The organism is Albimonas marina, from assembly GCF_029223255.1.
Classification (GTDB): domain Bacteria; phylum Pseudomonadota; class Alphaproteobacteria; order Rhodobacterales; family Rhodobacteraceae; genus Albimonas.
This window is the reverse complement of the sequence record NZ_JARHUC010000001.1, coordinates 1-20,493: the sequence shown is the minus strand read 5'-3', so window position 1 is coordinate 20,493 and position 20,493 is coordinate 1. Positions and strand designations below refer to the sequence as shown.

Genomic DNA, 20,493 nt, shown 5'->3' with positions numbered 1-20,493 from the left:
CTCGCTGGTCCGGCGCCCCGGCGACGCCGGGCCCTGCGCGAGGCCCTGACGCCCGACCGGGGCCCGTGCCTCCGGGTCGGGCCGCCCTTGCCCTGGAGGCCCCCGATGACGCTCGTCTACGCCGACATCCTCCGGGCGCGCCGCGCCATCGCCGACGCGACCCTGACTACGCCCACGGTCCATGCGACGCGGCTGTCGCTGCAGCTCGGCTTCGACCTCTACCTCAAGCTCGAGAACCTCCAGCACACCAACGCCTTCAAGGCCCGCGGGGCGCTCGCGAAGCTGTTGAGCCTGACGGAGGAGGAGCGGGCGACCGGCGTGATCGCGTGCAGCGCGGGCAACCATGCGCAGGGCGTGGCCTATCACGCGACGCGGCTGGGCATGCGCTCGATCATTGTGATGCCGCACGGCACGCCCTTCAACAAGATCAAGCGCACCCAGGACTTCGGCGGCCGGGTCGAGCTGCATGGCGAGACCTTCGAGGAGGCGATGGCCTTCACCCATGAGCTGGTGGCGCACGAGGGGCTGGTGCTGATCCACCCGTTCGACGACCCGATCGTCGCCGCCGGGCAGGGCACGGTGGCGTGCGAGATGCTCGAGCAGGTGCCCGACCTCGACGCGATCGTGGCGCCCATCGGCGGCGGCGGGCTGATCGCGGGGATGGCGGTGGCGGCCAAGGCGATCAAGCCCTCGATCCAGGTGATCGGCGCGCAGGCCCGGCTGTTCGACGCGGTGAAGGCCCGGATCGAGGGGTTCGAGCCGCATTTCGCCGCCGCGAGCCTGGCCGAGGGCATCGCGGTGAAGGCGCCGGCGGAGGCGAACCTCGCGCTGATCCGCGACCATGTCGACCGCATCGAATCCGCCACCGAGGAGGAGATCGAGGCCGCGGTCTTCGACCTGCTGTCGGCCGAGAAGATCGTGGCCGAGGGCGCGGCGGGCGCCGGCATGGCGGTGGTCAAGGCGCTGGCGGGCGAGCTGAAGGGGCGCAAGGTGGGGCTGGTGGTCTGCGGGGGCAACATCGACTCGCGGATCCTGTCGACCCTGATCCTGCGCGGCCTGGTGCGCGACGGCCGCATCGCCCGCCTGACCTTCGAGATCGACGACCGGCCCGGGCAGCTCGCCGAGATCTCCCGGATGATCGGCGAGGCGGGGGCGAACGTGATCGAGGTGATCCACCAGCGCATGTTCCAGAGCGTGGCGCTGAAGCAGGCCGAGCTGGACGTGGTGATCGAGGCGCGCGACCGCTTCCACGTGCAGGACCTGGTCGAGGCCCTGCGCGCCCGCGGCTTCAAGCTGCGCGCCGAAGGGGCCTGAGGGGGCCTCGGACCCCGGCGGGCGAGGGTCGCCTCGCCGCCTGTCCGCGTTCGCGGAAGGCCTTCGCGCGCCCGCGTCCGGCCCTGCGCGCTGGAAAACCGCGCCGGCGCCGCTTAGTCAGGTCGGGTCGGCCTTCGGCGGATCGGGGCGGGGCCCCGGCGGAGGGGGGAGGGGGCGGTCTGGACAGGCTGTCGGTGATGAAGGCGTTCTGCCGGGTGGTGGAGCGCGGCGGGCTGGCCCGCGCGGCGGAGGACCTGGGCGTCTCTCCCGCCCTCGTCAGCCGCGACCTCAAGCTGCTGGAGCAGAGCCTGGGCTGCGTGCTGCTGAACCGCACCACGCGGTCGATGTCGCTGACCGAGCATGGGCGGCTCTACTACGAGCAGGCCCTGCGGCTGCTGGCGGATTTCGAGGCGCTGGAGGCGCGGGTGCGCGACGGCGCCGGCCGGGTCGCGGGCCGGCTGCGGGTGAACGCGCCCCAGGCCTTCACCGTCGCCGTCCTCGGCCCGGCCCTGCCCGCGCTGATGAAACGCCACCCGGAGCTGGAGCTGTCGCTCGCGCTCGACGACCGGGTGGTGGACATGGTGGAGGGGGGCTTCGACCTCTCGATCCGCATCCGCGCGGCGCTGCCGGACTCGGGCCTGGTGGCGACGCCGCTGGGGCGGGTGCGCCAGCGCCTGTTCGCCTCGCCCGGCTTCCTCGCGGCCCATGGCGCGCCGCGGACGCCCAGCGACCTGGAGGGGCTGCCGGCGCTGGGCTACCTGCTGGCCGACGCCCCCTCGACCTGGGCGCTGACGGGGCCGGGGGGCGAGGTTTCGGTACCCCTTCGCCCGCGGCTCTCGGTCGGGAGCAGCCTGGTGCTGCGCGACCTGCTGGCGGCGGGGGAGGGGATCGGGGCGCTGCCGGACTTCCTCTCCGATCCTTTCGAGGCGGACGGGCGGCTGGTGCGGGTCCTGCCCGACCACGAACTGCCCGAGCGGCGGATCTACGCCGTCGCGGCCTCCCGCCTGGGGATGGACGCGCGGGCGCTGGCGGTGCTCGATCACCTGCGCGGCGTGCTGGGGGGCTGAGGCTCTTCAACCCGGTTGAAGAGTGAATTGCGCGCCGCCCGCTCTTTCCCGGGCGCGCGGGGCGGCAGGGTCGCGGGCATCGCAACGCATGCCCAGGAGGCCCGGCCATGACCGCCGCCGAGACCCGCATCCTCGTCCTCTACTATTCCAGCTACGGCCACGTCCGCCGCCTCGCCGAGGCGGAGGCGGAGGGGGCCGCCTCGGCCCCCGGCGTGCGCGTCGACCTGCGCCGCATCCCCGAGACGGTCCCCGAGGAGATCCGCCGCGCCGCGGGCTATGTCGAGGACGCCACGCCCGAGGCGCGGGTGGCCGACCTGCCCGGCTACGACGCGATCATCCTGGGCGGGCCGACCCGCTTCGGGACCATGGCCGCGCAGGTGAAGAGCTTCCTCGACCAGGCCGGCGGCCTGTGGGCGCGCAACGCGCTGGTGGGACGGGTGGGGGCGGTGTTCGCCTCGACCGGCTCCCAGCACGGGGGGCACGAGGCGACGCTGCTGTCGACCCAGATCCCGTTGCAGCACTTCGGGATGATCCTCGCGGGGCTGCCCTACAGCTTCGCCGGGCAGATGGGGATGGAGGGGGTGCTGGGCGGCGCGCCCTACGGGGCGGGGACCATCGCGGGCCCCGACGGCGCCCGCGCGCCGGGGGAGGCCGACCTCGCCGGGGCGCGCTTCCAGGGCCGGCACGTGGCGCTGCTGGCGCGGCGCCTGGCGCTGGGCGCCGCGGCCGAGCAGGCGCGGGAGGCGGCGTGATGGCCGGCGCTCCCTCCCCCGCGCGCCCCGGCGCCGGCGCCCCGCGGCTGACGCTGGAGTTCTTCCACGACGTGGTGTGCGGCTGGTGCTTCAACCTCTCGCCCCGGCTGCGGGCGCTGGCGGCGGAGCTGCCGATCGAGGTCCGCCACCGCGCCTTCGTGCTGCAGGACAGCCAGGCGCGGATGGCGGAGGTCTTCGGCTCCCCGGCCCGCGCCAAGGCCGAGATCCTGCGCCACTGGCAGGCCTGCCGCGCGGCGAGCGACGCGCCCGAGCGCATCGACGTGGCGCGGATGCGGGCCGCGCCCTTCCCCTATCCCCACGGCCTGCCCGGAGCGCTCGCCTGCAAGGCGGCGGAGCGGCTGGGCGGGCGGGACGCGCACTGGGCGATGTTCGACGCCCTGCAGCGCGCCCACCTGAGCGAGGCGCGGAACGTCGCCGACCCGGCCGTGCTGGTCGAGACGGCGGCGGCGCTGGGCCTCGGCCCCGGCTTCGCCCGCCTCATGGAGGCGCCGGGGGTGCGGGCGGCGGTGGAGGCGGACCGGGCGCTCGCCCGCCGGCTCGGGATCCGCACCGTGCCCTCGCTGATCCTGCGCGAGGGGCGCGTGCGGCTCGACCACGGCTCTCCCGGGGCGCTGCGCGCGCAGCTTCTCGACGCCCTTCGGCGCGCCGCCTGAGCGCGGCCCGCCTCTTCCCATCTCTCTTGCGGCCGGAGGACCCCATGTCCCGTTCCGTCGACCTTCTGCTGACCGCCGGCGCGCCCGCGATCTGGGGCAGCACCTATTTCGTGGTCTCCGAATTCCTGCCCCACGGCCACCCGATGACGCTGGCGGCGCTGCGCGCGGCGCCGGCGGGGCTGCTGCTGCTGGCGGTGGTGCGCCAGTGGCCCTCGCGCCTGTGGCTGGGGCGCTCGCTGGCGCTGGGGGCGCTGAACTTCGCCCTGTTCTGGAGCTGCCTGTTCGTCGCGGCCGAGCGGCTGCCGGGGGGCGTGGCGGCGACGCTGGGCTCGGTGCAGGCGCTGGCGGTGGTGGTGCTGGCGCGGCTGTGGCTGGGAACCCCGGTGCGCGCCGCGGCGCTGGGCGCGGCGCTGGCGGGCGCGCTGGGCGTGGGGCTGCTGGTGCTGGGGCCCGAGGCGGCGCTGGACCCGGTCGGGGTGGCGGCGGGGATCGGGGGCGCGGCCGCGATGGCCGCGGGCACGGTGCTCAGCCGGCGCTGGCAGCCGCCGGTCCCGCCGCTGACCTTCGCGGCCTGGCAGCTGGCGGCGGGGGGGCTGCTGCTGGTCCCCGCCGCCTGGCTGCTGGAGCCGCCGCTGCCGGCGCTGGACGCGGGCGCGGTCGGGGGGCTGGTCTACCTCAGCCTGATCGGGGCGGCGCTGACCTATGCGCTGTGGTTCCGCGGCCTCGCGCGGATCGAGCCGGCGGCGGTCTCGATGCTGGCGCTGACCAGCCCGCTGACGGCGGTGGCGATCGGCTGGGCGATGCTGGGCGAGACGCTCGACGGGGTGCAGCTGCTGGGCGCCGTGGTGCTGCTCGCCTCGGTCTGGGCCGGCCAGCGCGCCGCCCGCCCCGCGCCGGCGGCGCCGAAAGCGTGAGGGGACGGCGCGCGACGGCGCTGGCCGCAGGGGCGGGGGGCGTCTATAGAGCCATGGAAAGACGGAATTTTCGGAGGGCCACAGGCGCGGCCGCGCCCGGCCTCCGCAGCGAGGACGCACGATGCAGCGCATCCAGCTCGCGCCCCGCGCCGACTGGCGACGGAAGGCCGAGGCCCTGGGCTTCACGTTCCACACCATGCACGGCCAGGCCTATTGGGACGAGAGCAGCGCCTACGCCTTCACCCTGCGCCAGATCGAGGACGACCTGGAGGACCCGGCGACCGCTCTGCACGCGATGTGCCTCGAGGCGGTCGCGCAGGTCGCGGGCTCGCAGGAGCTGATGGAGCGGCTGGGGATCCCCGACGCCCACCGCGACCTGGTCGCCGAGAGCTGGCGGGCGCGGGAGCCGTCGCTCTACGGGCGGTTCGATCTCGTCTACGACGGGACGGGGCCGGCGAAGCTGCTGGAATACAACGCCGACACGCCGACCTCGGTCTACGAGGCGGGCTCCTTCCAGTGGCTGTGGCTGGAGGACATGCAGGACTCGGGCGGATTGCCCTGCGCCGAGCCGGACCAGTTCAACCTGCTGCATGACAAGCTGGTCGAGCGCTTCGCCGAGATCCTGCCGCCCGGCGAGCCGGTGCATTTCGCCTCCGTCCGCGGGCACGAGGAGGATTTCGCGACGGTCGAGTACCTCGCCTGGATCGCGAAGGAGGCGGGGCTGGTCCCGCACTACGTGCCGCTGGACGCCATCGGGCTGACCGAGACCGGTCAGTTCGCCGACGACGAGGCGCGGGTGATCGGCACGCTGTTCAAGCTCTACCCGTGGGAGGACCTGCTGCTGGACGACTTCGCCGGGCATATCGCGGGGGCGCATTGCCGGTTCATCGAGCCGGCGTGGAAGGCGCTCTTGTCCAACAAGGGGATCCTGCCGGTGCTGTGGCGGCTGTTCGAGGGGCACCCCAACCTGCTGCCCGCCTTCTTCGCCGACGAGATGCAGGGCGGGGACCCGGCCTTCGAGCGGGCGCGCGAGGCGCTGGAGCGGGGCCATGTCGTGAAGCCGATCTTCTCGCGCGAGGGGGCGAGCATCGAGATCGTGGAGCGGGGCGCGACCACCGAGCGCTCGGTCAACCGCGACTACGACCGCCACCCGGTGGTGGTGCAGGCCTATGCGCCGCTGCCGGTCTTCGACGGCGCCCGCCCGGTGCTGGGCGCCTGGATCGTGGGCGAGACCTGCGTGGGGCTGGGCGTGCGCGAGGACGACGGCCGCATCACCCAGGACCTGAGCCGCTTCAAGCCGCATTTCATCATGGGCTGAGCCCGCCCGGCCCGGCGGACGAGGCGCCAGCGCCCGAAAACGCCCTGCGCCGTCTTCCATTCCGGCCGCGCCATCCCGACATCGCGAACATGACCAGGACCCAACGATGACCCCGACCCGCAAGCGATCCCGATCCGCCAGGGCCGCCCTGAAGGGCTGCACCGGCGCCGCGCTCGTCCTCGCCCTCGCCGGCTGCGAGGAGGAGCAGGACCTCACCTTCTTCGAGACCAAGGCGCAGTGCTACCGGGGGGCGGCCGTCTCGGGGTCGCTCTCCGAGGCGGACTGCGACGCGGCCTTCGCCGAGGCCGCGATCGAGCATGCCGTCGCCGCGCCGCGCTACGAGAGCCTGGCGCTGTGCGAGGAGGAGCATGGCGAGGGCCTGTGCGGCACGCCCGAGCAGGCGGGGGGCGCGGCCGATCCCCAGCACGCGGGCCCGTCGTTCATGCCCTTCCTGATGGGCTACATGATGGGCAGCATGCTGAGCGGCGGGCAGTCCCAGGCCGCCGGCCGGCCGCTTTACCGCGACGCGAAGTCGGGAAGCTGGTTCACCTCGACCGGGACGCGGACCGGGTTCTCGGGCACGCCGGGCGGCGTGACGCGGGGCTACGCCTCGTCCCTCAACCGGCCACGGATCTCGGCCATCGCGGCGCCGATGACGCGCGCGACGGTGACCAAGGCCGGGGGCTTCGGCGCCGCGCGCTCGGCCGCGACGGGGCGCGGCTTCAGCGGCTTCGGGGGCTGAGCGCGGGCTCGCGCGCCGCAGGAGCGGGGGGCGGAGGCGCGGCGTCGGCTTCCCCTCCGTCCGGCGGCGGGGCGCGGGAGGCGTCGGGGCCCGCGGTCTCGTCGCGGGTGTTCCACAGGGGCACGCGGGTCAGGTAGGCCGCGCGGCCCACCATGTGGGCGGCGATGGGGGCGGTCAGGAACAGGAACAGGATGATCGCGACGGCGCGGATCCAGACCTCGGCCGTTCCGAAATGCATCGCGGCCCCCAGCAGCGTCAGCGCCGAGGCGAGCGTGCCGATCTTGGTCGAGGCGTGCATGCGGATCAGCACGTCGGGCAGGCGCAGCATCCCCAGGCCGCCCAGCAGCGCGAAGCCGCCGCCCGCCAGCACCAGCAGGGCCGTGACCAGCTCGTTCATCGGTCGTCTCCCATGGAGTTGCGCCGCTCGGCGTAGCGCGAGAGGGCGACGGTGGCGAGGAAGCCGACCAGCGCCAGCACCACCGCCACGTCGAGGAAGGCGCTGACGTCGAAGAAGATCGCGCCCAGCGCGCAGAAGGCGACCAGCGCCACGGTCATCATGTCCAGCGCCACCACCCGGTCGGGCAGGCTGGGGCCGCGGACCAGCCGCGCGAAGCCCAGCACCAGCGCCGCGACCACCAGCGCGAAGGCGCCGATCAGGGACATCTCGAGGAGCGTCATTCTCTCACCTCTCCACCGCGTCGATCACCAGCCGCTCGATCCCGCGCTTCAGGCCGGCCTTCAGCGCCTCGGGGTCGTCGGCGAACATGGCGTGGAAGCGCAGGGTGCGCCGGTCCGGGCTGACGTCGAGGCTGAGCGTCCCCGGCGTCAGCGAGATCAGGTTGGTCACCAGCAGGATCCCCGCGTCGGTCTTCACGTCGAGCGGCAGCTCGAGGATCGCGGGGCGGGAGCGGTGGCGCGGGGTCAGCACGTCCACCGCCACGTCGATCGAGGAGGTGACCAGGTCCCAGATGAAGTAGAGCGCCAGCTTCACCCAGGCCCAGCCGCGCCGCGCATAGGCGCTTTCGCCCAGCATCGGCTGGATCGCCCAGATCACGCCGTAGCCCAGCGCGAAGCCGATCGCCAGGTTGCCCAGCGAGACGGCGCCCGAGAAGGCGACCCAGGTGGCCGCGAGCAGCAGGTTCAGGCCGAAGATCTTCATCGCGTCCCCTCCAGGGCCGAGAGCGCGACCGGGGCCTCTCCCAGCACCGCCGCCACGTAGGCCGAGGGGTCGAGCAGGCCCGCGGCCGCGTCCTCGGCGAAGGTCACGAAGGGCTCGGGCGCGAGGCCGATGACCAGCGTCAGGGCGGCGAGGCCGGCGATGGGCAACAGGAAGCCGCGGCGCTGCAACGGGGTCAGGGTCGAGAGGGCGGGCTCGCGGCCGTCGGGGTGGGGCGCCCAGAAGGCGGCGGCCCAGATCTTGGTCATCGAGTAGATGGTCATCAGCCCGACCAGCAGCGCCGCGGCGGCGATGACCCAGCCCCCGTCCTCGAGCGCCGCGCGCACCAGCACGAACTTCGCCCAGAAGCCCGAGAGCGGCGGGAACCCGGCGAGCGAGAAGGCCGGCACCAGGAACAGCGCCGCCAGCAGGGGCGCGGAGCGGTAGAGGCCGCCGATGCGCGTCAGTTCCGTCCCCCCCGCCAGGCGCTGGACGGCGCCCGCGACCAGGAACAGGTTCGCCTTCACGACGATGTGGTGGACCAGGTAGAAGACCGCCCCCACCAGCGCGAGCGGGGTGTAGAGGGCGAGGCCGAGCACCATGTAGCCGATCTGGCTGACGATGTGGAACGACAGGATCCGGCGGATGTCGGTCTGCGCCGCCGCGCCCAGAACGCCCGTCACCATGGTCAGCCCCGCGACCCACAGCAGGATCTCGTGCGTGTAGCCCACGTCATGGTCGAAGATCAGCGTGAAGCAGCGCAACAGCGCGTAGACGCCCACCTTGGTCAGCAGCCCCGCGAACACCGCCGAGACCGAGAAGGCCGGCGTGTGGTAGGCGGCGGGCAGCCAGAAGAACAGCGGGAACACCGCGGCCTTCATGCCGAAGGCGATCAGGAACAGCATCGCGATGGCGGTCAGCAGGCCGGGGTGCACGTCCTCGACCGCGCGCGACAGGTCCGCCATGTTCAGCGTGCCGGTCGTGCCGTAGAGCAGCCCGATCCCGGTCAGGAAAAGGATCGTGGCGATCAGGTTCAGGGCCACGTACTTGACGCCGCCGTCGATCTGCTCGCGCGAGCCGCCCAGCACCAGCAGGCCGAAGGAGGCGATCAGCATCACCTCGAACCAGACGTAGAGGTTGAAGAGGTCGCCGGTCACGAAGGCCCCGTTCACCCCCGCGATCAGCACCTGGAAGAGGGCGTGGTAGCCCAGCCGCTCCAGCCGTTCCTCGATGTCGGCGAGCGCGTAGACCGAGACGGCCAGCGCCACGACGGCGGTGATCAGCACCATCACCGCCGAGAGCCGGTCGGCGACCAGCGTGATCCCGAAGGGCGCCGGCCAGCCGCCCATCTGGGCCGCGACGACGTCGTGAGCGAGGACCTCGACCATCAGCAGGCCCGAGACGACCAGCAGCGCCGCGGAGCCCAGGATCGAGACCCAGCGCCCCGCCGTCCGCTCGCGCAGCAGGAAGGCGGCGATGGCGGCGGCGAAGGGCAGGGCGACGGGAAGGACGAGAAGCCAGCTCATGCGCGGGCCTCCCGGGCAGGCTTCGCCGGACGCTCGGGCTCCGCCACGCGCATCGCGTCTCCATCCAGCGTGCCGAGCTGGGAGAAGGCGCGGAAGGCCAGGACCAGGGTGAAGGCGAAGAGGCCGAAGCCGATCACGATGGCGGTCAGCACCAGCGCCTGGGGCAGCGCGTTGGCGATGCCGGCGGCGGGGGCGTCCTCCCCCTCGGCGATCAGGGCGGGCGCGCCGACGGTCAGGCGGCCCGCGAGGAAGATCGCGAGGTTGGCCGCGTTCGACAGGATCACCAGCCCGAAGATGTAGCGCAGCAGGCGCCCGGCCAGCATCAGGTAGACCGCGCAGGCCACCAGCAGCCCGACGCAGAGGGCGAGAAGCGTCTCCATCACACCGCCTCCTCGAGCGCGAGGACCAGGGTCAGCACGGCGCCGAACACCACCAGGTAGACCCCGATGTCGAACAGCAGCACCGACGACAGCGGCAGCCCCGCCAGGTAGAGCCACTGGCCGGTCAGGAAGGGGTCGCCGGCGACGGCCGACAGCAGGCCCGCCGCCAGCGCGATCCCCAGCCCGACCGCCGCGATGGACTGCGGCGAGGCGCGCAGCGCCCGCCGGGCCGAGGCCGCGTCGGCGGCGATGGCGTGCAGGATGAAGCCGGTGGCGCCGATCAGCCCGCCGATGAAGCCGCCGCCCGGCAGGTTGTGCCCGCGCAACAGCATGTAGACCGAGAAGATCAGCAAGAGCCCCGCGAGCACGCGGGAGCCGGCGGTGAGGATGACGGAGTTCATCGGGTGTCTCCGGAGTTGCCGCGCGGGCTCTTTAGCAGCGCGTAGGCCGAGATCGCGGCGATCACGACGACGACGATCTCGCCGAAGGTGTCGATGGCGCGGAAGTCGACCAGGATGACGTTGACGATGTTGCGGCCGTGGGCCTCGGGCCAGCTCGCGGCCCCGAACCAGTCCGACAGGCGCAGGTCCATGGGCGTGTGCAGCACCGCGAGCAGCAGGACCGTGACGAGGCCCCCCAGCGCCGCCGACAGCGCCGCCGCCCCCGGCCGGAAGGCCAGCGGCTTGAGCTTGGGCAGGCGCAGCAGCGCCACCGCCACCAGCACGACGACCAGCGTCTCGACCAGCAGCTGGGTGATGGCGACGTCCAGCGCGCCGAACAGCAGGAACACCAGCGACAGCGCGATGCCCGAGACGCCCAGCCCCGCGATCGCTGCGAGGCGGGAGCGCGAGGCCGCCGCCAGCGCCGCGCCCCCGATCAGCAGCAGCGCGATCGTCGCCAGCACCCCATTGGCGTCCGAGAGGTCGAAGGCGAGCGGCGGCAGGCCGCGGGCGAGCAGCGTGCTCCCCAGCGCCACGACGACGGTGGCGAAGCTGGCGGCGAGGTAGAAGCGCAGCCGCCCGGTCTGGATCGCGTCGGTCTGGATCTCGGCCAGCCGCTTCAGCCCGTGCAGGAACCGGTCCCAGCCGCGGTCGAGGTTCGGCAGCCCATCGAGCGCCGCGGCCAGACCCGCCCGGCCGCGGGGCAGGGCGAGGTATATCGCGAGGCCCAGCGCGAAGGTCGCGAGGCTCAGCCCCAGGGGCAGGTTGATCCCGTGCCACAGGGTCAGCGTGGCCGTCGCGCCGATGTCGCCGGTCAGCGACGCGGTCGCGGGCGCGACCAGGCCCGTCTCGAGCAGTTCGGGCGCGAGCCCGAAGACGAGGCCGCCGAGCCCCAGCAGGGCCGGGCCGATCCACATGGCGGGCGGCGCCTCGGTCGCCGTCCGGGGCGCCGGGCCGGCGGCGGGCGGGCGCCAGAACGGGCCCAGCGCCGTCGCCGCGGCGACCGCGACCATCATCGCGTTGGCCAGCAGCAGCGCGCCGGTGGTCAGCGCCGGCAGGGCCGAGGCGAGGCCGCCGGCGTATTTCAGCTCCTTGCCGATGAAGCCCAGGAAGGGCGGCAGGCCGGCCATCGACAGGCCCGCCAGCCCTGCGGCCAGCGCGGTCATCGGCAACGCCCGGCCGAGCCCGCCGAGGCGCGTCAGGTCACGGGTCCCCGCCTGGTGGTCGAGATTGCCCACCACCAGGAACAGCGCGGCCTTGTAGAGGGAATGCACCACCAGGAAGGCGCCGAAGGCGGTCAGCGCGTAGGTCGAGCTCTGCCCCAGCAGCAGGGTCAGCGTGCCCAGCGCCATCAGCGTGGTCCAGGCGAGCGCCTGCTTCAGATCGGTCTGGCGCAGGGACTGGAGGCTCGCGAACACCGCCGTGGCGGCGCCCAGCAGGGTCAGCGTCCAGATCCAGCCCGGCGTGCCCGACAGCGCCGGGTGCAGCCGCGCCATCAGGTAGACGCCGGCCTTCACCATGGTCGCCGAGTGCAGGTAGGCCGAGACCGGCGTCGGCGCGGCCATGGCGTTGGGCAGCCAGAAATGGAACGGGATCTGCGCGGACTTTGTGAGCGCCCCGGCCAGCACCAGCACGAGGATCGGGACGTAGAGCGCGCTCTGCCGGATCGCGTCGCCCTGGGCGAGGATCTCGGAGATGCGCGTGGTCCCCGCGGCCGCGCCCAGCAGGATCAGCCCCGCCAGCATCGCGAGGCCCCCGGCGCCCGTCACGAACAGGGCCTGGAGGGCGTTGCGCCGGCTCCGCTCCGCCTCATGGCCGAAGCCGATGAGGAGGTAGGAGGTCAGGGTCGTCAGCTCCCAGAACACGAAGAGGACGATCAGGTCGTCGGCCAGCACCAGCCCCAGCATCGAGAGCATGAAGGCGGTGAGGAACAGCGCGAAGCGCGCGTAGTGGGGATGCCCGGCGAGGTAGCTGTCGGAATAGAGCAGCACCAGCGCCCCGATGCCGGTGATCAGCAGCGCGAAGGTCAGGCTCAGCCCGTCGAGGCGGAAGGCGAGCTCGATCCCCAGGCCGGGGACCCAGGACGCCGCCCAGACCAGCGCCTCGCCCCGCGAGACGGGGCCCAGCGCGGGCAGGAAGGCCAGGAACAGGGCGGCGGCGAGCAGGACCGGCGCGAGGCCGGCCCAGCCGTTGCGCGACAGGGACCAGGCCCGGGCGGAGGCGGGCGGGGAGGACGGGGGCGGAGGGGGCATGGCGTTCAGGGCGCGCGCAGCTCGGCGCCGCCGGCGGGAAGCTGCACGGGGAAGTCGCGCGGCTTGACCGTCAGGACCGAGCAGTCGACCCGCTTGAGGATCTTCTCGGACATGTTGCCCAGCAGCAGCCCCGGCAGGCCGGCGCGGCCGATGGAGCCCATCACGATCGTGTCGATGCCGTCGGTCTCGACATGGTCGAGGATCACGTCGGGGGCGTGCCCGCCCACGTGCAGCACCCGCATCTGCCGGCAGCTTCCCGCGAAATCCGAGGTCAGGCGCTGGAGGCGCCAGTTGGAGCGCCGACGCTCCCCGTCCACTAGGCGCTCGACCACCTCCTCGGGGACCTTGGCGCGGCCGTGGCGCAGGGCGGATTCCTCGGGCAGGCGCCAGGCGTTGAGCACGTCGAGCCAGGCGTCGTCCTCGTTGGCGAGCGCGGTGGCGAACTCGAGGATCCGCCAGTTCAGCTCGTGCCGGTCGGGCTCGGCCGGATCGGGATCGACCGCGGCGAGGATCCGGCGGGCGCGGGATTCGGCGGGGGAGTTGAGGATCCACACCGGGCAGCTGCAGCGGCGCGAGAGGGCGATGTCGGGATCGCTCAGCAGGGGGCGGGCGCGGCTGCGCTGGGCGCCCTTGATGACCAGGTCGTGGTCGTCCCGGGCGACCTTGCGCAGGACCTCGACCACGGGGCGGCCCATCAGCACCTCGCATTCGACCCGCACCTGATGCCCGCGAAGCTCGTCGGCCAGCATCTCGAGCCGTTCGCGATGGGCCTCGACGAGGCTCGCCTCGACCTCCTCGCCCGGCGCGTCGGCGCGGCCGCTCAGAAGCTGCGAGAGCTGGCCCGGGGCGCTGTCGATGACGTCGACCAGGGTGACGGTCGCCTCCGGGTCGCGGGCCAGGCTGCGCACGCGCTCGAAGGCGTTCTCATGCGCGCTGCGCTCGTCGCACACGATCAGGATATTGCGGAATTCTCGCATCACGGTTCCTCGCCGGCTGGTCATACGAGGTCAGCTAGGAACCGGCAGGCGATTGATCCAATCGATTTTCATGGCGCTGATGATAGAGATTTTCTATCCTGCGGCCATGCCCACCCTGCGCCAGCTCGCCTATCTCGTCGCCCTGGAGGATCACCTGCACTTCGGCCGGGCGGCCGAACACTGCAACGTGACCCAGCCCACGCTCTCCGCCCAGTTGCGCGATCTGGAGACGCGGCTGGGCGCGGTGCTGGTGGACCGCACCCGCACCCGCATCACCCTGACCCCCACCGGCCAGGCCATCGCCGAACGCGCCCGCAGGATGCTGGCCGAGGCCGAGGAGATCCGGGTGATCGCGCGCACCGACGAGGCGCTGCTGACCAGCACCATCCGGGTGGGGGTGGTGCAGTCCTCGGGCTCCTATTTCCTGCCGCTGGTGGTGCCGCACCTGCACCGGGGCTATCCGCGCCTGAAGCTCTACATCCGCGAGGGGATGCCCGCGCAGCTTCTGCGCAGCCTCGAGGACGGGGGGCTGGACCTGCTGTTCTTCCCGCTGCCGGTGCGCCGGCCGGACTTCGAATCCCTGTCCCTGTTTCGCGAACCGCTGTTCGTGGTGGCCTCGGCCGAGCATCGCTTCGCCGCCGAGCGGCACGTGGATCCGGTGGACCTGAAGGACGAGAAGGTCCTCGCGCTCGACGCGCAGCACCTGCTCTACGGCCAGGTGCGGCGGCTGTGCGAGGACTACGGCGCGGAGCTGTCGCACGACTACGAGGGGACCAGCCTCGACACGCTGCGCCAGATGGTGGCGATGAACATGGGCATCTCGGTGATGCCCGCGCTCTACATCCGCTCGGAGGTGGCGCCGCAGGACGCGGTGGTGGCGCGGCCGTTCCGCGGCGGGCCCCCGCACCGGACCATCGGCGCCCTGTGGCGGCGGGGCACCGCGCGCGAGCAGGAATACCTGATGCTGTGCCAGGAGATCTGCCGGATCCTGAAGGAGCAGGAGCCGGGCATCACCGTGCTGGGCTGAGCGCCCCGGCTCGCCCGGGGGTTGCGCGAGACGGGCCGCGCCTCACGGGTTTCGTGATCGCGCCGGCGGGCGCGGGCGTCGGCGGCCTGGCGCGGCGCGCGAGGCCGCGGGCTGCGACGCGCCTGCGGCGATGTCGGCGGGAGAGGCCGGGCGCGCGAGCCGTCCGGCGGGCCGTTTCCCACTTCGCGACCCTGCGGGGCGGGGCGCGCGATCATCGTTCCCGGAAGATTAGGTGTCGACAACCTGTCGACAAGCAAGTCTCGTGCGACCTCGGGGGCGCCGCGTCGGGCGCCGCCCGGCCGTCGCCGCGCGCCTCGCGGCGTCGGCGCCTGCAAGCGGTCGGAAAGCGCCGCGGAAGGGGAGGAGAGGTCGAATGGCGCCACGGGTCGCCATCGCGGACTACGAGGCCGCGGCCCGCCGCCGGCTGCCCGCCGCGGTGTGGGAATTCGTCTCGGGCGGGGCCGAGGACGACGTCTCGCGCGGGCGCAACGCCGAGGCCTTCGCCCGCCGCGCCTTCCGCCCGCGGATCCTGCGCGACGTCTCGGCGCGGGACGCCTCGGTGGAGCTGTTCGGGCGCCGCTACGCCGCGCCGGTGGGCCTCGCGCCCACGGGGTTCAACGCGCTGGTCCGCCGCCGCTGCGACGCGCTGCTGGCCGAGGCCTTCGCGCAGGCGAACCATCCGCACATCGTTTCGGGCGTCTCCTCCGTCCCGCTGGAGGAGCTGGCGCGGATCAACCCGAACGCCTGGTACCAAGGCTATTTCCCCGGCGACGACGACCGCATCGCGCGCACCGTCGACCGGGTGGGGGCGGCGGGGATCGGCACGATCGTCGTCACCGCCGACGTGCCGGTGATCTCGAACCGCGAGAACACCGAGCGGCTGGGCTTCCGCGCCCCCTTCCGCCTGACCTCGCGGCTGGCGCTCGACGGCCTGCTGCATCCGCGCTGGAGCGTCGAGACCTTCGCCGCCACGCTGCTGAAGGACGGCATCCCCCGCTTCGTGAACCTGGGCGAGGACCGCACCGGCGTGCGGGTGACCGAGGATCCGCCGCAGGGCCTGCGCGCCGGCCGCGACCGGCTGGACTGGGGCTGCGTCGAGCGGCTGCGCGCCCGCTGGCCGGGGCGGCTGGTGCTGAAAGGCGTGCTCGAGCCCGAGGACGCGGTCCGCGCGGCGGAGCTCGGGCTCGACGGGGTGATCGTCTCGAACCACGGGGGGCGGCAGCTCGACTACGCGCCCGCCTCGCTGGACGCGCTGCCCGGCGTGGTCGCGGCGGTCGGGGAGCGGCTGGTGGTGATGATGGACGGCGGCGTGCGCCGGGGCGCCCATGCGCTGATGGCGCTGGCGCTGGGGGCGCGGGCGGTCTTCGCCGGGCGCCCGTTCCTTTACGCCGCCGCCGTGGACGGCGGCCCCGGCGTCGCGCGGATGCTGGAGCTGTTCCGCAAGGAGATCCTGATCGACCTCGCCCTGCTGGGCTGTCCGCGGGCCGAGGACGTCGGCCCCCAGCACCTGCGCCCCCATCCTATCTTCCCGCCGAGCGGAGACCCGACATGACCGACTACACCGTCGCCGACCTGGTGGCCGAATTCCTCGACGCGCTGGGCGTGCGCACCGCCTTCGGGGTGATCTCGGTCCACAACATCCCGATGATGGACGCGATCTCGAAGCGCAACGCGATCCGGATGATCCCCACCCGGGGCGAGCCCGGCGCGATCCACATGGCCGACGGGCTGGCGCGGGCCTCGGGCGGGATCGGGGTGATGTTCTCCTCGACCGGGCCCGGCGCGGCCAACGCCGTGGGCGGGCTGGTGGAGGCGCGCTTCGCCTCGACGCCGCTGCTGCACATCACCGGGCAGACCCGCACCGCGCACCTCGGCCGCGGGATGGGCACGACCCATGACGTGGACGACCAGCTGGGGATGCTGAAGAGCGCGGGCAAGAACGCCTGGCGCGTGCCCTCGGCGGCCGAGGCGCTGGGCGTGCTGGTGCGCGCGGCGCGCGAGGCGATGACGCCCCCCTGCGGCCCGGTCAGCGTCGAGATCCCCATCGACGTGCAGCGCGCGCCCCTGCCGCGGCCGGCGGCGCTGGACGCGCTGAGCCTGATCCCGCCGATCCCCGACGGCCCCACGCCCGAGGCGCTGTCCCTGCTGGTGGAGCTCGCCCGCTCCGCCCGCCGGCCGATGCTGTGGCTGGGCAACGGGGCCGCGGGCGCGGGGCCGGCGGCGCGGCGGCTGCTGGACCTGGGCTTCGCCATGGTCACCAGCTGGAACGGCCGCGGCGTGGTGGAGGAGACGCATCCCCGCACGCTGGGCGGCCTGAACGGGACCGGCATCCCGATGATCGAGGACTTCTACGCCACCTGCGACCTGATGATCGTCGCCGGCTCCCGCCTGCGGGGGCACGAGACGGCGGACTTCGCGCTGAAGCTGCCCGAGCGGCGGGTGCAGATCGACGTCGACCCCCGCGCCGACGGGCGGACCTATTCCAACGAGCTGTTCGTCGAGGGCGACGCGGGCGCCACGCTCGCCGCGCTGGCCGACGCGCTGGAGGCCGAGGGCTGGCGCGCGGACCCCGCCTTCGGCCCGGAGTTCGAGACGCTGAAGACCCGCGCCCGGCGGGCCTTCGCGGCGACGCTGGGGCCCTACGCGGGCTTCGCCGACCAGCTGCGCGCGGCGATGCCGGAGGATGCGATCTTCGCGCGCGACATCACCATCAACCACTCCACCTGGGGCAACCGGCTGATGCCGGTGCTGGATCCGACGACCTCGATCTACCCGGTGGGGGCGGGGATCGGGCAGGGGTTCAGCCTGGCGGTGGGCGCGGCGCTCGCCGACGGGCGCAAGACGGTGTGCATGACCGGGGACGGGGGCTTCTTCCTGAACCTGGGCGAGCTGTGGACCGCGGTGCAGGAGCGCGCGGACATGGTCATCCTGGTGATGAACGACGCGGGCTACGGCGTGATCCGCCACATCCAGGACGCCACCGGCGCCGGGCGGCGCTACGAGAGCTTCACGGCGCCGTCGCTGGAGGGGATCGCGGCGCTGGCCGGCATCCCGTTCCACCGCGTCTCCGATCCCGCCCGCTTCGGCGAGACGGTGGCGAAGGCGCTGGCCCACGAGGGGCCGAGCCTGGTCGAGGTCGACATGACCGTGATCGGGGAGCACCCGCCCTATTTCCCCTACGGCCCCAGGGTCGAGGCGGTCGACTGAAACCCGCGCCCGCCCCTCCGGCGGGCCCCTCCGGGAGGACGGACATGCGCATCACCGAGATCGAAACCGCCAGGGTGGACCTGCCGCTGGCCGAGCCGCTGCTGACCTCGATGCACCGCATCGCCTCGGTCTCCTGCCTGCTGGTCACGCTTAAGACCGACGAGGGGGTGGAGGGCGAGGGCTACGCCTTCTGCTTCGGGCGCGAGCGGCTGCTGGTGCTCGACGCCATGGTCGCGGCGCTGAAGCCCCAGGTGATCGGGCGCGACCCGTTCCAGGTGGAGGCGATCTGGACCGAGATGTTCCGGGCGATGAACTTCTTCGGCCAGGCGGGGGTGGCGATCATCGCGATGACGCCCATCGACGTCGCCTGCTGGGACATCGTCGGCAAGGCGACCGCCCAGCCCCTGCACCGCCTGTTCGGCGGCGCGCGGGAGCGCGTGCCGCTCTACGCCTCCGGCGGCCTGTGGCTGTCGGCGGGGCCCGAGGCGCTGGCCGAGGAGGCGCGCGGCTTCCTCGCCCAGGGCTTCAAGGCGATGAAGGTGCGGTTGGGCAACCTGCCCGTGGCGAAGAACGTCGAGCGGGTGGAGGCGGTGCGCGACGCCATCGGCCCCGACGTCGCCCTGATGGCCGACGCCAACCAGGGCCTGAGCGTGCCCGACGCGATCCGCCTGGGCCGGGAGCTGGAGCGCTTCGGCCTCGTGTGGTTCGAGGAGCCCGTCCCCACCTGGAACCACCACGGCCACGCCGAGATCGCCCGCGCGCTCGACACCGCGCTGGCCTCGGGCGAGACGGAATACGTGCGCCACGGCATCCAGAACATGCTGGAACGCCGCGCCGCCGACATCCTGATGCCGGACCTGCAGCGGATGGGCGGTTACACCGAATTCCGCAACGTGATCGGGCAGATGGCGGCCTTCGAGGTGCCGTTCTCGCCCCATATCTTCACCGAGCATTCGCTGCATCTGGCCATGCCCGGCTGCCTCTACGTCGAGCACATGCCGTGGTTCGGGGCGCTGTTCCGCGAGACGATGGAGATCGACGCGGACGGGATGACCGCGATCCCCGACCGGCCGGGCGTGGGCTTCACCTTCGATCACGACGCGCTCGACGCGCACCGGTTCTGACGGGGGGGGGCGACGGGGGCGCCGCCGGCTCAGGCGGGCCGCAGGTCGGCCAGCCGCGCCTCGGCGGCGGCGAGGGCGCGGCGGTGGTCGCGGGCGAGCTCGGCGCAGATCTCGGCGGCGGGGGCGGCGGCGCGGATGGCGCCGACGCCCTGGCCGGCGGCCCAGATGTCACGCCAGGGCTTCAGGTTCCCGGTGGTGCCGAAGTTCCGCTCCGCCGGCGGCTCGCCCGCGTCGGGGTCGATGCCCGCGGCGGCGAGGCTGGCGCGCAGGAAGTTGGCGGGGACGCCGCTGACGGCGGGGCTGAGCGCCACGTCCTCGGCCTGGCCCGCGAGGATCATGTCGCGGTGGCCGGGCAGGGCGGAGCTCTCGGGCGCGGGGATGAAGCGGGTGCCGATGTAGGCGAGGTCGGCGCCGGCGAGGCAGGCGGCCGCGACCTGCGCGCCGGTCGAGATCGCGCCGCCCAGCGCGATGGGCCCGTCGAAGATCCCGCGCAGCTCGGCCAGAAGGGCGAAGGGGTTCAGCGCGCCCGCGTGGCCGCCGGCGCCATGGGCCACGGCGATCAGGCCGTCGACCCCGGCGGCGATCGCCCGCTCGGCGAAGCGGCGGGAGGTGACGTCGTGAAAGACCAGCCCGCCCGCCTCCTGCACCGCCGCGACCACCTCCGCCTCGATCCCCAGCGAGGTGACGACCAGCGGCACGCGGCGGCGGACCGCGACCTCGAGGTCCGCGGAAAGCCGGGCGTTGGAGCGGTGGACGACGAGGTTCACCGCGTGGGGGGCGGCGGGGCGGCCCTTGAGGCGCGTCTCGATCTCCTCCAGCCAGGCCTCGAACCCCGCGGTGGTGCGCTGGTTCAGGGCCGGGAACGCCCCGATCACGCCGGCGCGGCAGCATTCGACCACCAGGTCGGGGGTCGAGATCAGGAACATCGGCGCGGCGATGGCGGGCAGGCTCAGCCGCCCCCGCCAGGCTTGGGGCAGGGCCATGGAGACCTCCGGCGGGGGGAAGGGGCGAGGGGGCCGGGACGGATCCCGGCCCCCTCGCGCGCGGGGCTCGTGAGCGCGGGGCTCAGTAGTCGAGGAAGTCGGTCTTCTGGGAGAACGTCTTGCTCTTGGCGTCGAGCTGGTAGACCGCCAGCGCCGTGCCCGAGAGCTGACGCTCGTTGTCGAAGCTGATCGGGGCCATGATCCCGCCCACGTCGAAACCGTTCAGCTTGCGCAGGTTCTCGACGGTGCAGGCGCGGGTCAGGTCCTGGCCGCAGCCCTTCATCGCCTCGGCCATCGCGTGCAGGGCCGCGTAGGTGACGTAGGTGTAGCGGTTGATCGCGGCGATCTCGTCCTCGGTCACGTAGCGCTTGGCCTTCTCCATGAAGGCGTCGTTGGCCTCGCCGGTCAGGGCCACGTAGTCGGCGACGTAGTAGTCGTAGCCGGCCTCGGCGGCGAGGTTGACCGAGAGCGGCATGTCCTCGGACCTTCCCTTCGACGACTGAACCGCGACCTTTGGGGTAGCGCCCCGAGACGTGGTGTAGGAGCGCCGGCCTTCGGCGAGGCCCGAGGCTGATCAGGCGGCCACGGCGGGCAGCCTGACATGGTCAGCATCGTTGATGCGGGCGAGGGACTCCAGCCC

Annotated in this window: 21 protein-coding genes; 11 read left to right on the top strand and 10 right to left on the bottom strand. The window is 73.4% G+C overall.

Translation table 11 applies throughout. The features are described from left to right. Window positions 1-105 precede the first annotated feature (105 nt). From P2H44_RS00105 to P2H44_RS00075, 7 genes are all read left to right on the top strand, one after another. The gene (locus P2H44_RS00105) at window positions 106-1,314 is read left to right on the top strand and encodes a threonine ammonia-lyase (RefSeq protein WP_275761372.1); all 1,209 of its coding nucleotides are present in this window, start codon (window positions 106-108) and stop codon (window positions 1,312-1,314) included. 197 nt (window positions 1,315-1,511) lie between these two features. Beyond that, complete coding sequence (locus P2H44_RS00100; RefSeq protein WP_275761371.1) at window positions 1,512-2,381, top strand: LysR family transcriptional regulator; 870 nt, start codon at window positions 1,512-1,514, stop codon at window positions 2,379-2,381. Window positions 2,382-2,488: 107 nt separating this feature from the next. Then, entirely contained in the window at window positions 2,489-3,133 is a 645-nt protein-coding gene (gene wrbA, locus P2H44_RS00095) for an NAD(P)H:quinone oxidoreductase (RefSeq protein WP_275761370.1), read from the top strand. Next, window positions 3,133-3,807 (top strand): DsbA family oxidoreductase, encoded by a 675-nt coding sequence (locus tag P2H44_RS00090; RefSeq protein WP_275761369.1) that lies wholly within the window; start codon window positions 3,133-3,135, stop codon window positions 3,805-3,807. Before wrbA ends, P2H44_RS00090 begins: the two co-directional genes overlap by 1 nt. Window positions 3,808-3,851: 44 nt before the next feature. Beyond that, on the top strand, window positions 3,852-4,721 hold the full coding sequence (locus P2H44_RS00085; RefSeq protein WP_275761368.1) for an EamA family transporter: 870 nt from the start codon (window positions 3,852-3,854) through the stop codon (window positions 4,719-4,721). A gap of 121 nt (window positions 4,722-4,842) precedes the next feature. Next, window positions 4,843-6,039: a glutathionylspermidine synthase family protein gene (locus tag P2H44_RS00080; protein ID WP_275761367.1), complete on the top strand. Its 1,197-nt coding sequence runs from the start codon at window positions 4,843-4,845 to the stop codon at window positions 6,037-6,039. A 106-nt stretch (window positions 6,040-6,145) separates the two neighbouring features. Continuing rightward, window positions 6,146-6,781: a DUF1190 domain-containing protein gene (locus P2H44_RS00075; RefSeq protein ID WP_275761366.1), complete on the top strand. Its 636-nt coding sequence runs from the start codon at window positions 6,146-6,148 to the stop codon at window positions 6,779-6,781. Here P2H44_RS00075 and mnhG read toward each other — a convergent pair. The 8 genes from mnhG to P2H44_RS00035 are packed head-to-tail and all read right to left on the bottom strand — an operon-like array spanning window position 6,762 to window position 13,512. Further along, window positions 6,762-7,178 (bottom strand): monovalent cation/H(+) antiporter subunit G, encoded by a 417-nt coding sequence (gene mnhG, locus P2H44_RS00070; RefSeq protein ID WP_275761365.1) that lies wholly within the window; start codon window positions 7,176-7,178, stop codon window positions 6,762-6,764. The two genes, P2H44_RS00075 and mnhG, sit on opposite strands and share 20 nt — an antisense overlap. Continuing rightward, the gene (locus tag P2H44_RS00065; protein ID WP_275761364.1) at window positions 7,175-7,459 is read right to left on the bottom strand and encodes a cation:proton antiporter; all 285 of its coding nucleotides are present in this window, start codon (window positions 7,457-7,459) and stop codon (window positions 7,175-7,177) included. The genes mnhG and P2H44_RS00065 overlap by 4 nt, the downstream gene beginning before the upstream one ends. Window positions 7,460-7,463: 4 nt before the next feature. Continuing rightward, window positions 7,464-7,940: a Na+/H+ antiporter subunit E gene (locus tag P2H44_RS00060; RefSeq protein ID WP_275761363.1), complete on the bottom strand. Its 477-nt coding sequence runs from the start codon at window positions 7,938-7,940 to the stop codon at window positions 7,464-7,466. Then, on the bottom strand, window positions 7,937-9,463 hold the full coding sequence (locus tag P2H44_RS00055; protein ID WP_275761362.1) for a Na+/H+ antiporter subunit D: 1,527 nt from the start codon (window positions 9,461-9,463) through the stop codon (window positions 7,937-7,939). The genes P2H44_RS00060 and P2H44_RS00055 overlap by 4 nt, the downstream gene beginning before the upstream one ends. Further along, a complete protein-coding gene (locus P2H44_RS00050; protein WP_275761361.1) occupies window positions 9,460-9,843 on the bottom strand; it encodes a Na+/H+ antiporter subunit C in 384 nt (127 codons plus the stop codon). The genes P2H44_RS00055 and P2H44_RS00050 overlap by 4 nt, the downstream gene beginning before the upstream one ends. Beyond that, window positions 9,843-10,244 (bottom strand): Na+/H+ antiporter subunit B, encoded by a 402-nt coding sequence (locus P2H44_RS00045; RefSeq protein WP_275761360.1) that lies wholly within the window; start codon window positions 10,242-10,244, stop codon window positions 9,843-9,845. Before P2H44_RS00045 ends, P2H44_RS00050 begins: the two co-directional genes overlap by 1 nt. Beyond that, window positions 10,241-12,535 (bottom strand): hydrogen gas-evolving membrane-bound hydrogenase subunit E, encoded by a 2,295-nt coding sequence (gene mbhE / locus P2H44_RS00040; protein WP_275761359.1) that lies wholly within the window; start codon window positions 12,533-12,535, stop codon window positions 10,241-10,243. Before mbhE ends, P2H44_RS00045 begins: the two co-directional genes overlap by 4 nt. 5 nt (window positions 12,536-12,540) lie before the next feature. Beyond that, the gene (locus tag P2H44_RS00035; RefSeq protein ID WP_275761357.1) at window positions 12,541-13,512 is read right to left on the bottom strand and encodes a universal stress protein; all 972 of its coding nucleotides are present in this window, start codon (window positions 13,510-13,512) and stop codon (window positions 12,541-12,543) included. 52 nt (window positions 13,513-13,564) lie between these two features. Here P2H44_RS00035 and P2H44_RS00030 point away from each other — a divergent pair, with 52 nt between their 5' ends. From P2H44_RS00030 to P2H44_RS00015, 4 genes are all read left to right on the top strand, one after another. Further along, the gene (locus P2H44_RS00030) at window positions 13,565-14,539 is read left to right on the top strand and encodes a LysR substrate-binding domain-containing protein (RefSeq protein WP_275761356.1); all 975 of its coding nucleotides are present in this window, start codon (window positions 13,565-13,567) and stop codon (window positions 14,537-14,539) included. Between the two features lie 373 nt (window positions 14,540-14,912). After that, window positions 14,913-16,091: an alpha-hydroxy acid oxidase gene (locus tag P2H44_RS00025; RefSeq protein WP_275761355.1), complete on the top strand. Its 1,179-nt coding sequence runs from the start codon at window positions 14,913-14,915 to the stop codon at window positions 16,089-16,091. After that, window positions 16,088-17,746 (top strand): thiamine pyrophosphate-binding protein, encoded by a 1,659-nt coding sequence (locus P2H44_RS00020; protein ID WP_275761354.1) that lies wholly within the window; start codon window positions 16,088-16,090, stop codon window positions 17,744-17,746. Before P2H44_RS00025 ends, P2H44_RS00020 begins: the two co-directional genes overlap by 4 nt. 44 nt (window positions 17,747-17,790) lie before the next feature. Then, on the top strand, window positions 17,791-18,870 hold the full coding sequence (locus P2H44_RS00015) for a mandelate racemase/muconate lactonizing enzyme family protein (protein WP_275761352.1): 1,080 nt from the start codon (window positions 17,791-17,793) through the stop codon (window positions 18,868-18,870). A gap of 29 nt (window positions 18,871-18,899) precedes the next feature. On the opposite strand, the gene P2H44_RS00010 is transcribed toward P2H44_RS00015, so the two are convergent. Together P2H44_RS00010 and P2H44_RS00005 are read right to left on the bottom strand one after the other, a co-directional pair. Beyond that, window positions 18,900-19,853 (bottom strand): NAD(P)H-dependent flavin oxidoreductase, encoded by a 954-nt coding sequence (locus tag P2H44_RS00010; RefSeq protein ID WP_275761351.1) that lies wholly within the window; start codon window positions 19,851-19,853, stop codon window positions 18,900-18,902. A gap of 82 nt (window positions 19,854-19,935) precedes the next feature. After that, window positions 19,936-20,328: a type 1 periplasmic-binding domain-containing protein gene (locus P2H44_RS00005; RefSeq protein ID WP_345798966.1), complete on the bottom strand. Its 393-nt coding sequence runs from the start codon at window positions 20,326-20,328 to the stop codon at window positions 19,936-19,938. Window positions 20,329-20,493 lie beyond the last annotated feature (165 nt).

Bases quoted from the DNA above. Each gene is read 5' to 3' on its own strand.
- mbhE (WP_275761359.1), bottom strand. From the start codon at position 12,535: ATGCCCCCTCCGCCCCCGTCCTCCCCGCCCGCCTCCGCCCGGGCCTGG.
- mnhG (WP_275761365.1), bottom strand. From the start codon at position 7,178: ATGAACGAGCTGGTCACGGCCCTGCTGGTGCTGGCGGGCGGCGGCTTC.
- P2H44_RS00050 (WP_275761361.1), bottom strand. From the start codon at position 9,843: ATGGAGACGCTTCTCGCCCTCTGCGTCGGGCTGCTGGTGGCCTGCGCG.
- P2H44_RS00010 (WP_275761351.1), bottom strand. From the start codon at position 19,853: ATGGCCCTGCCCCAAGCCTGGCGGGGGCGGCTGAGCCTGCCCGCCATC.
- P2H44_RS00105 (WP_275761372.1), top strand. From the start codon at position 106: ATGACGCTCGTCTACGCCGACATCCTCCGGGCGCGCCGCGCCATCGCC.
- P2H44_RS00065 (WP_275761364.1), bottom strand. From the start codon at position 7,459: ATGACGCTCCTCGAGATGTCCCTGATCGGCGCCTTCGCGCTGGTGGTC.
- P2H44_RS00080 (WP_275761367.1), top strand. From the start codon at position 4,843: ATGCAGCGCATCCAGCTCGCGCCCCGCGCCGACTGGCGACGGAAGGCC.
- P2H44_RS00015 (WP_275761352.1), top strand. From the start codon at position 17,791: ATGCGCATCACCGAGATCGAAACCGCCAGGGTGGACCTGCCGCTGGCC.
- P2H44_RS00005 (WP_345798966.1), bottom strand. From the start codon at position 20,328: ATGCCGCTCTCGGTCAACCTCGCCGCCGAGGCCGGCTACGACTACTAC.
- P2H44_RS00075 (WP_275761366.1), top strand. From the start codon at position 6,146: ATGACCCCGACCCGCAAGCGATCCCGATCCGCCAGGGCCGCCCTGAAG.
- P2H44_RS00060 (WP_275761363.1), bottom strand. From the start codon at position 7,940: ATGAAGATCTTCGGCCTGAACCTGCTGCTCGCGGCCACCTGGGTCGCC.
- P2H44_RS00100 (WP_275761371.1), top strand. From the start codon at position 1,512: ATGAAGGCGTTCTGCCGGGTGGTGGAGCGCGGCGGGCTGGCCCGCGCG.
- P2H44_RS00020 (WP_275761354.1), top strand. From the start codon at position 16,088: ATGACCGACTACACCGTCGCCGACCTGGTGGCCGAATTCCTCGACGCG.
- wrbA (WP_275761370.1), top strand. From the start codon at position 2,489: ATGACCGCCGCCGAGACCCGCATCCTCGTCCTCTACTATTCCAGCTAC.
- P2H44_RS00025 (WP_275761355.1), top strand. From the start codon at position 14,913: ATGGCGCCACGGGTCGCCATCGCGGACTACGAGGCCGCGGCCCGCCGC.
- P2H44_RS00045 (WP_275761360.1), bottom strand. From the start codon at position 10,244: ATGAACTCCGTCATCCTCACCGCCGGCTCCCGCGTGCTCGCGGGGCTC.
- P2H44_RS00085 (WP_275761368.1), top strand. From the start codon at position 3,852: ATGTCCCGTTCCGTCGACCTTCTGCTGACCGCCGGCGCGCCCGCGATC.
- P2H44_RS00090 (WP_275761369.1), top strand. From the start codon at position 3,133: ATGGCCGGCGCTCCCTCCCCCGCGCGCCCCGGCGCCGGCGCCCCGCGG.
- P2H44_RS00055 (WP_275761362.1), bottom strand. From the start codon at position 9,463: ATGAGCTGGCTTCTCGTCCTTCCCGTCGCCCTGCCCTTCGCCGCCGCC.
- P2H44_RS00035 (WP_275761357.1), bottom strand. From the start codon at position 13,512: ATGCGAGAATTCCGCAATATCCTGATCGTGTGCGACGAGCGCAGCGCG.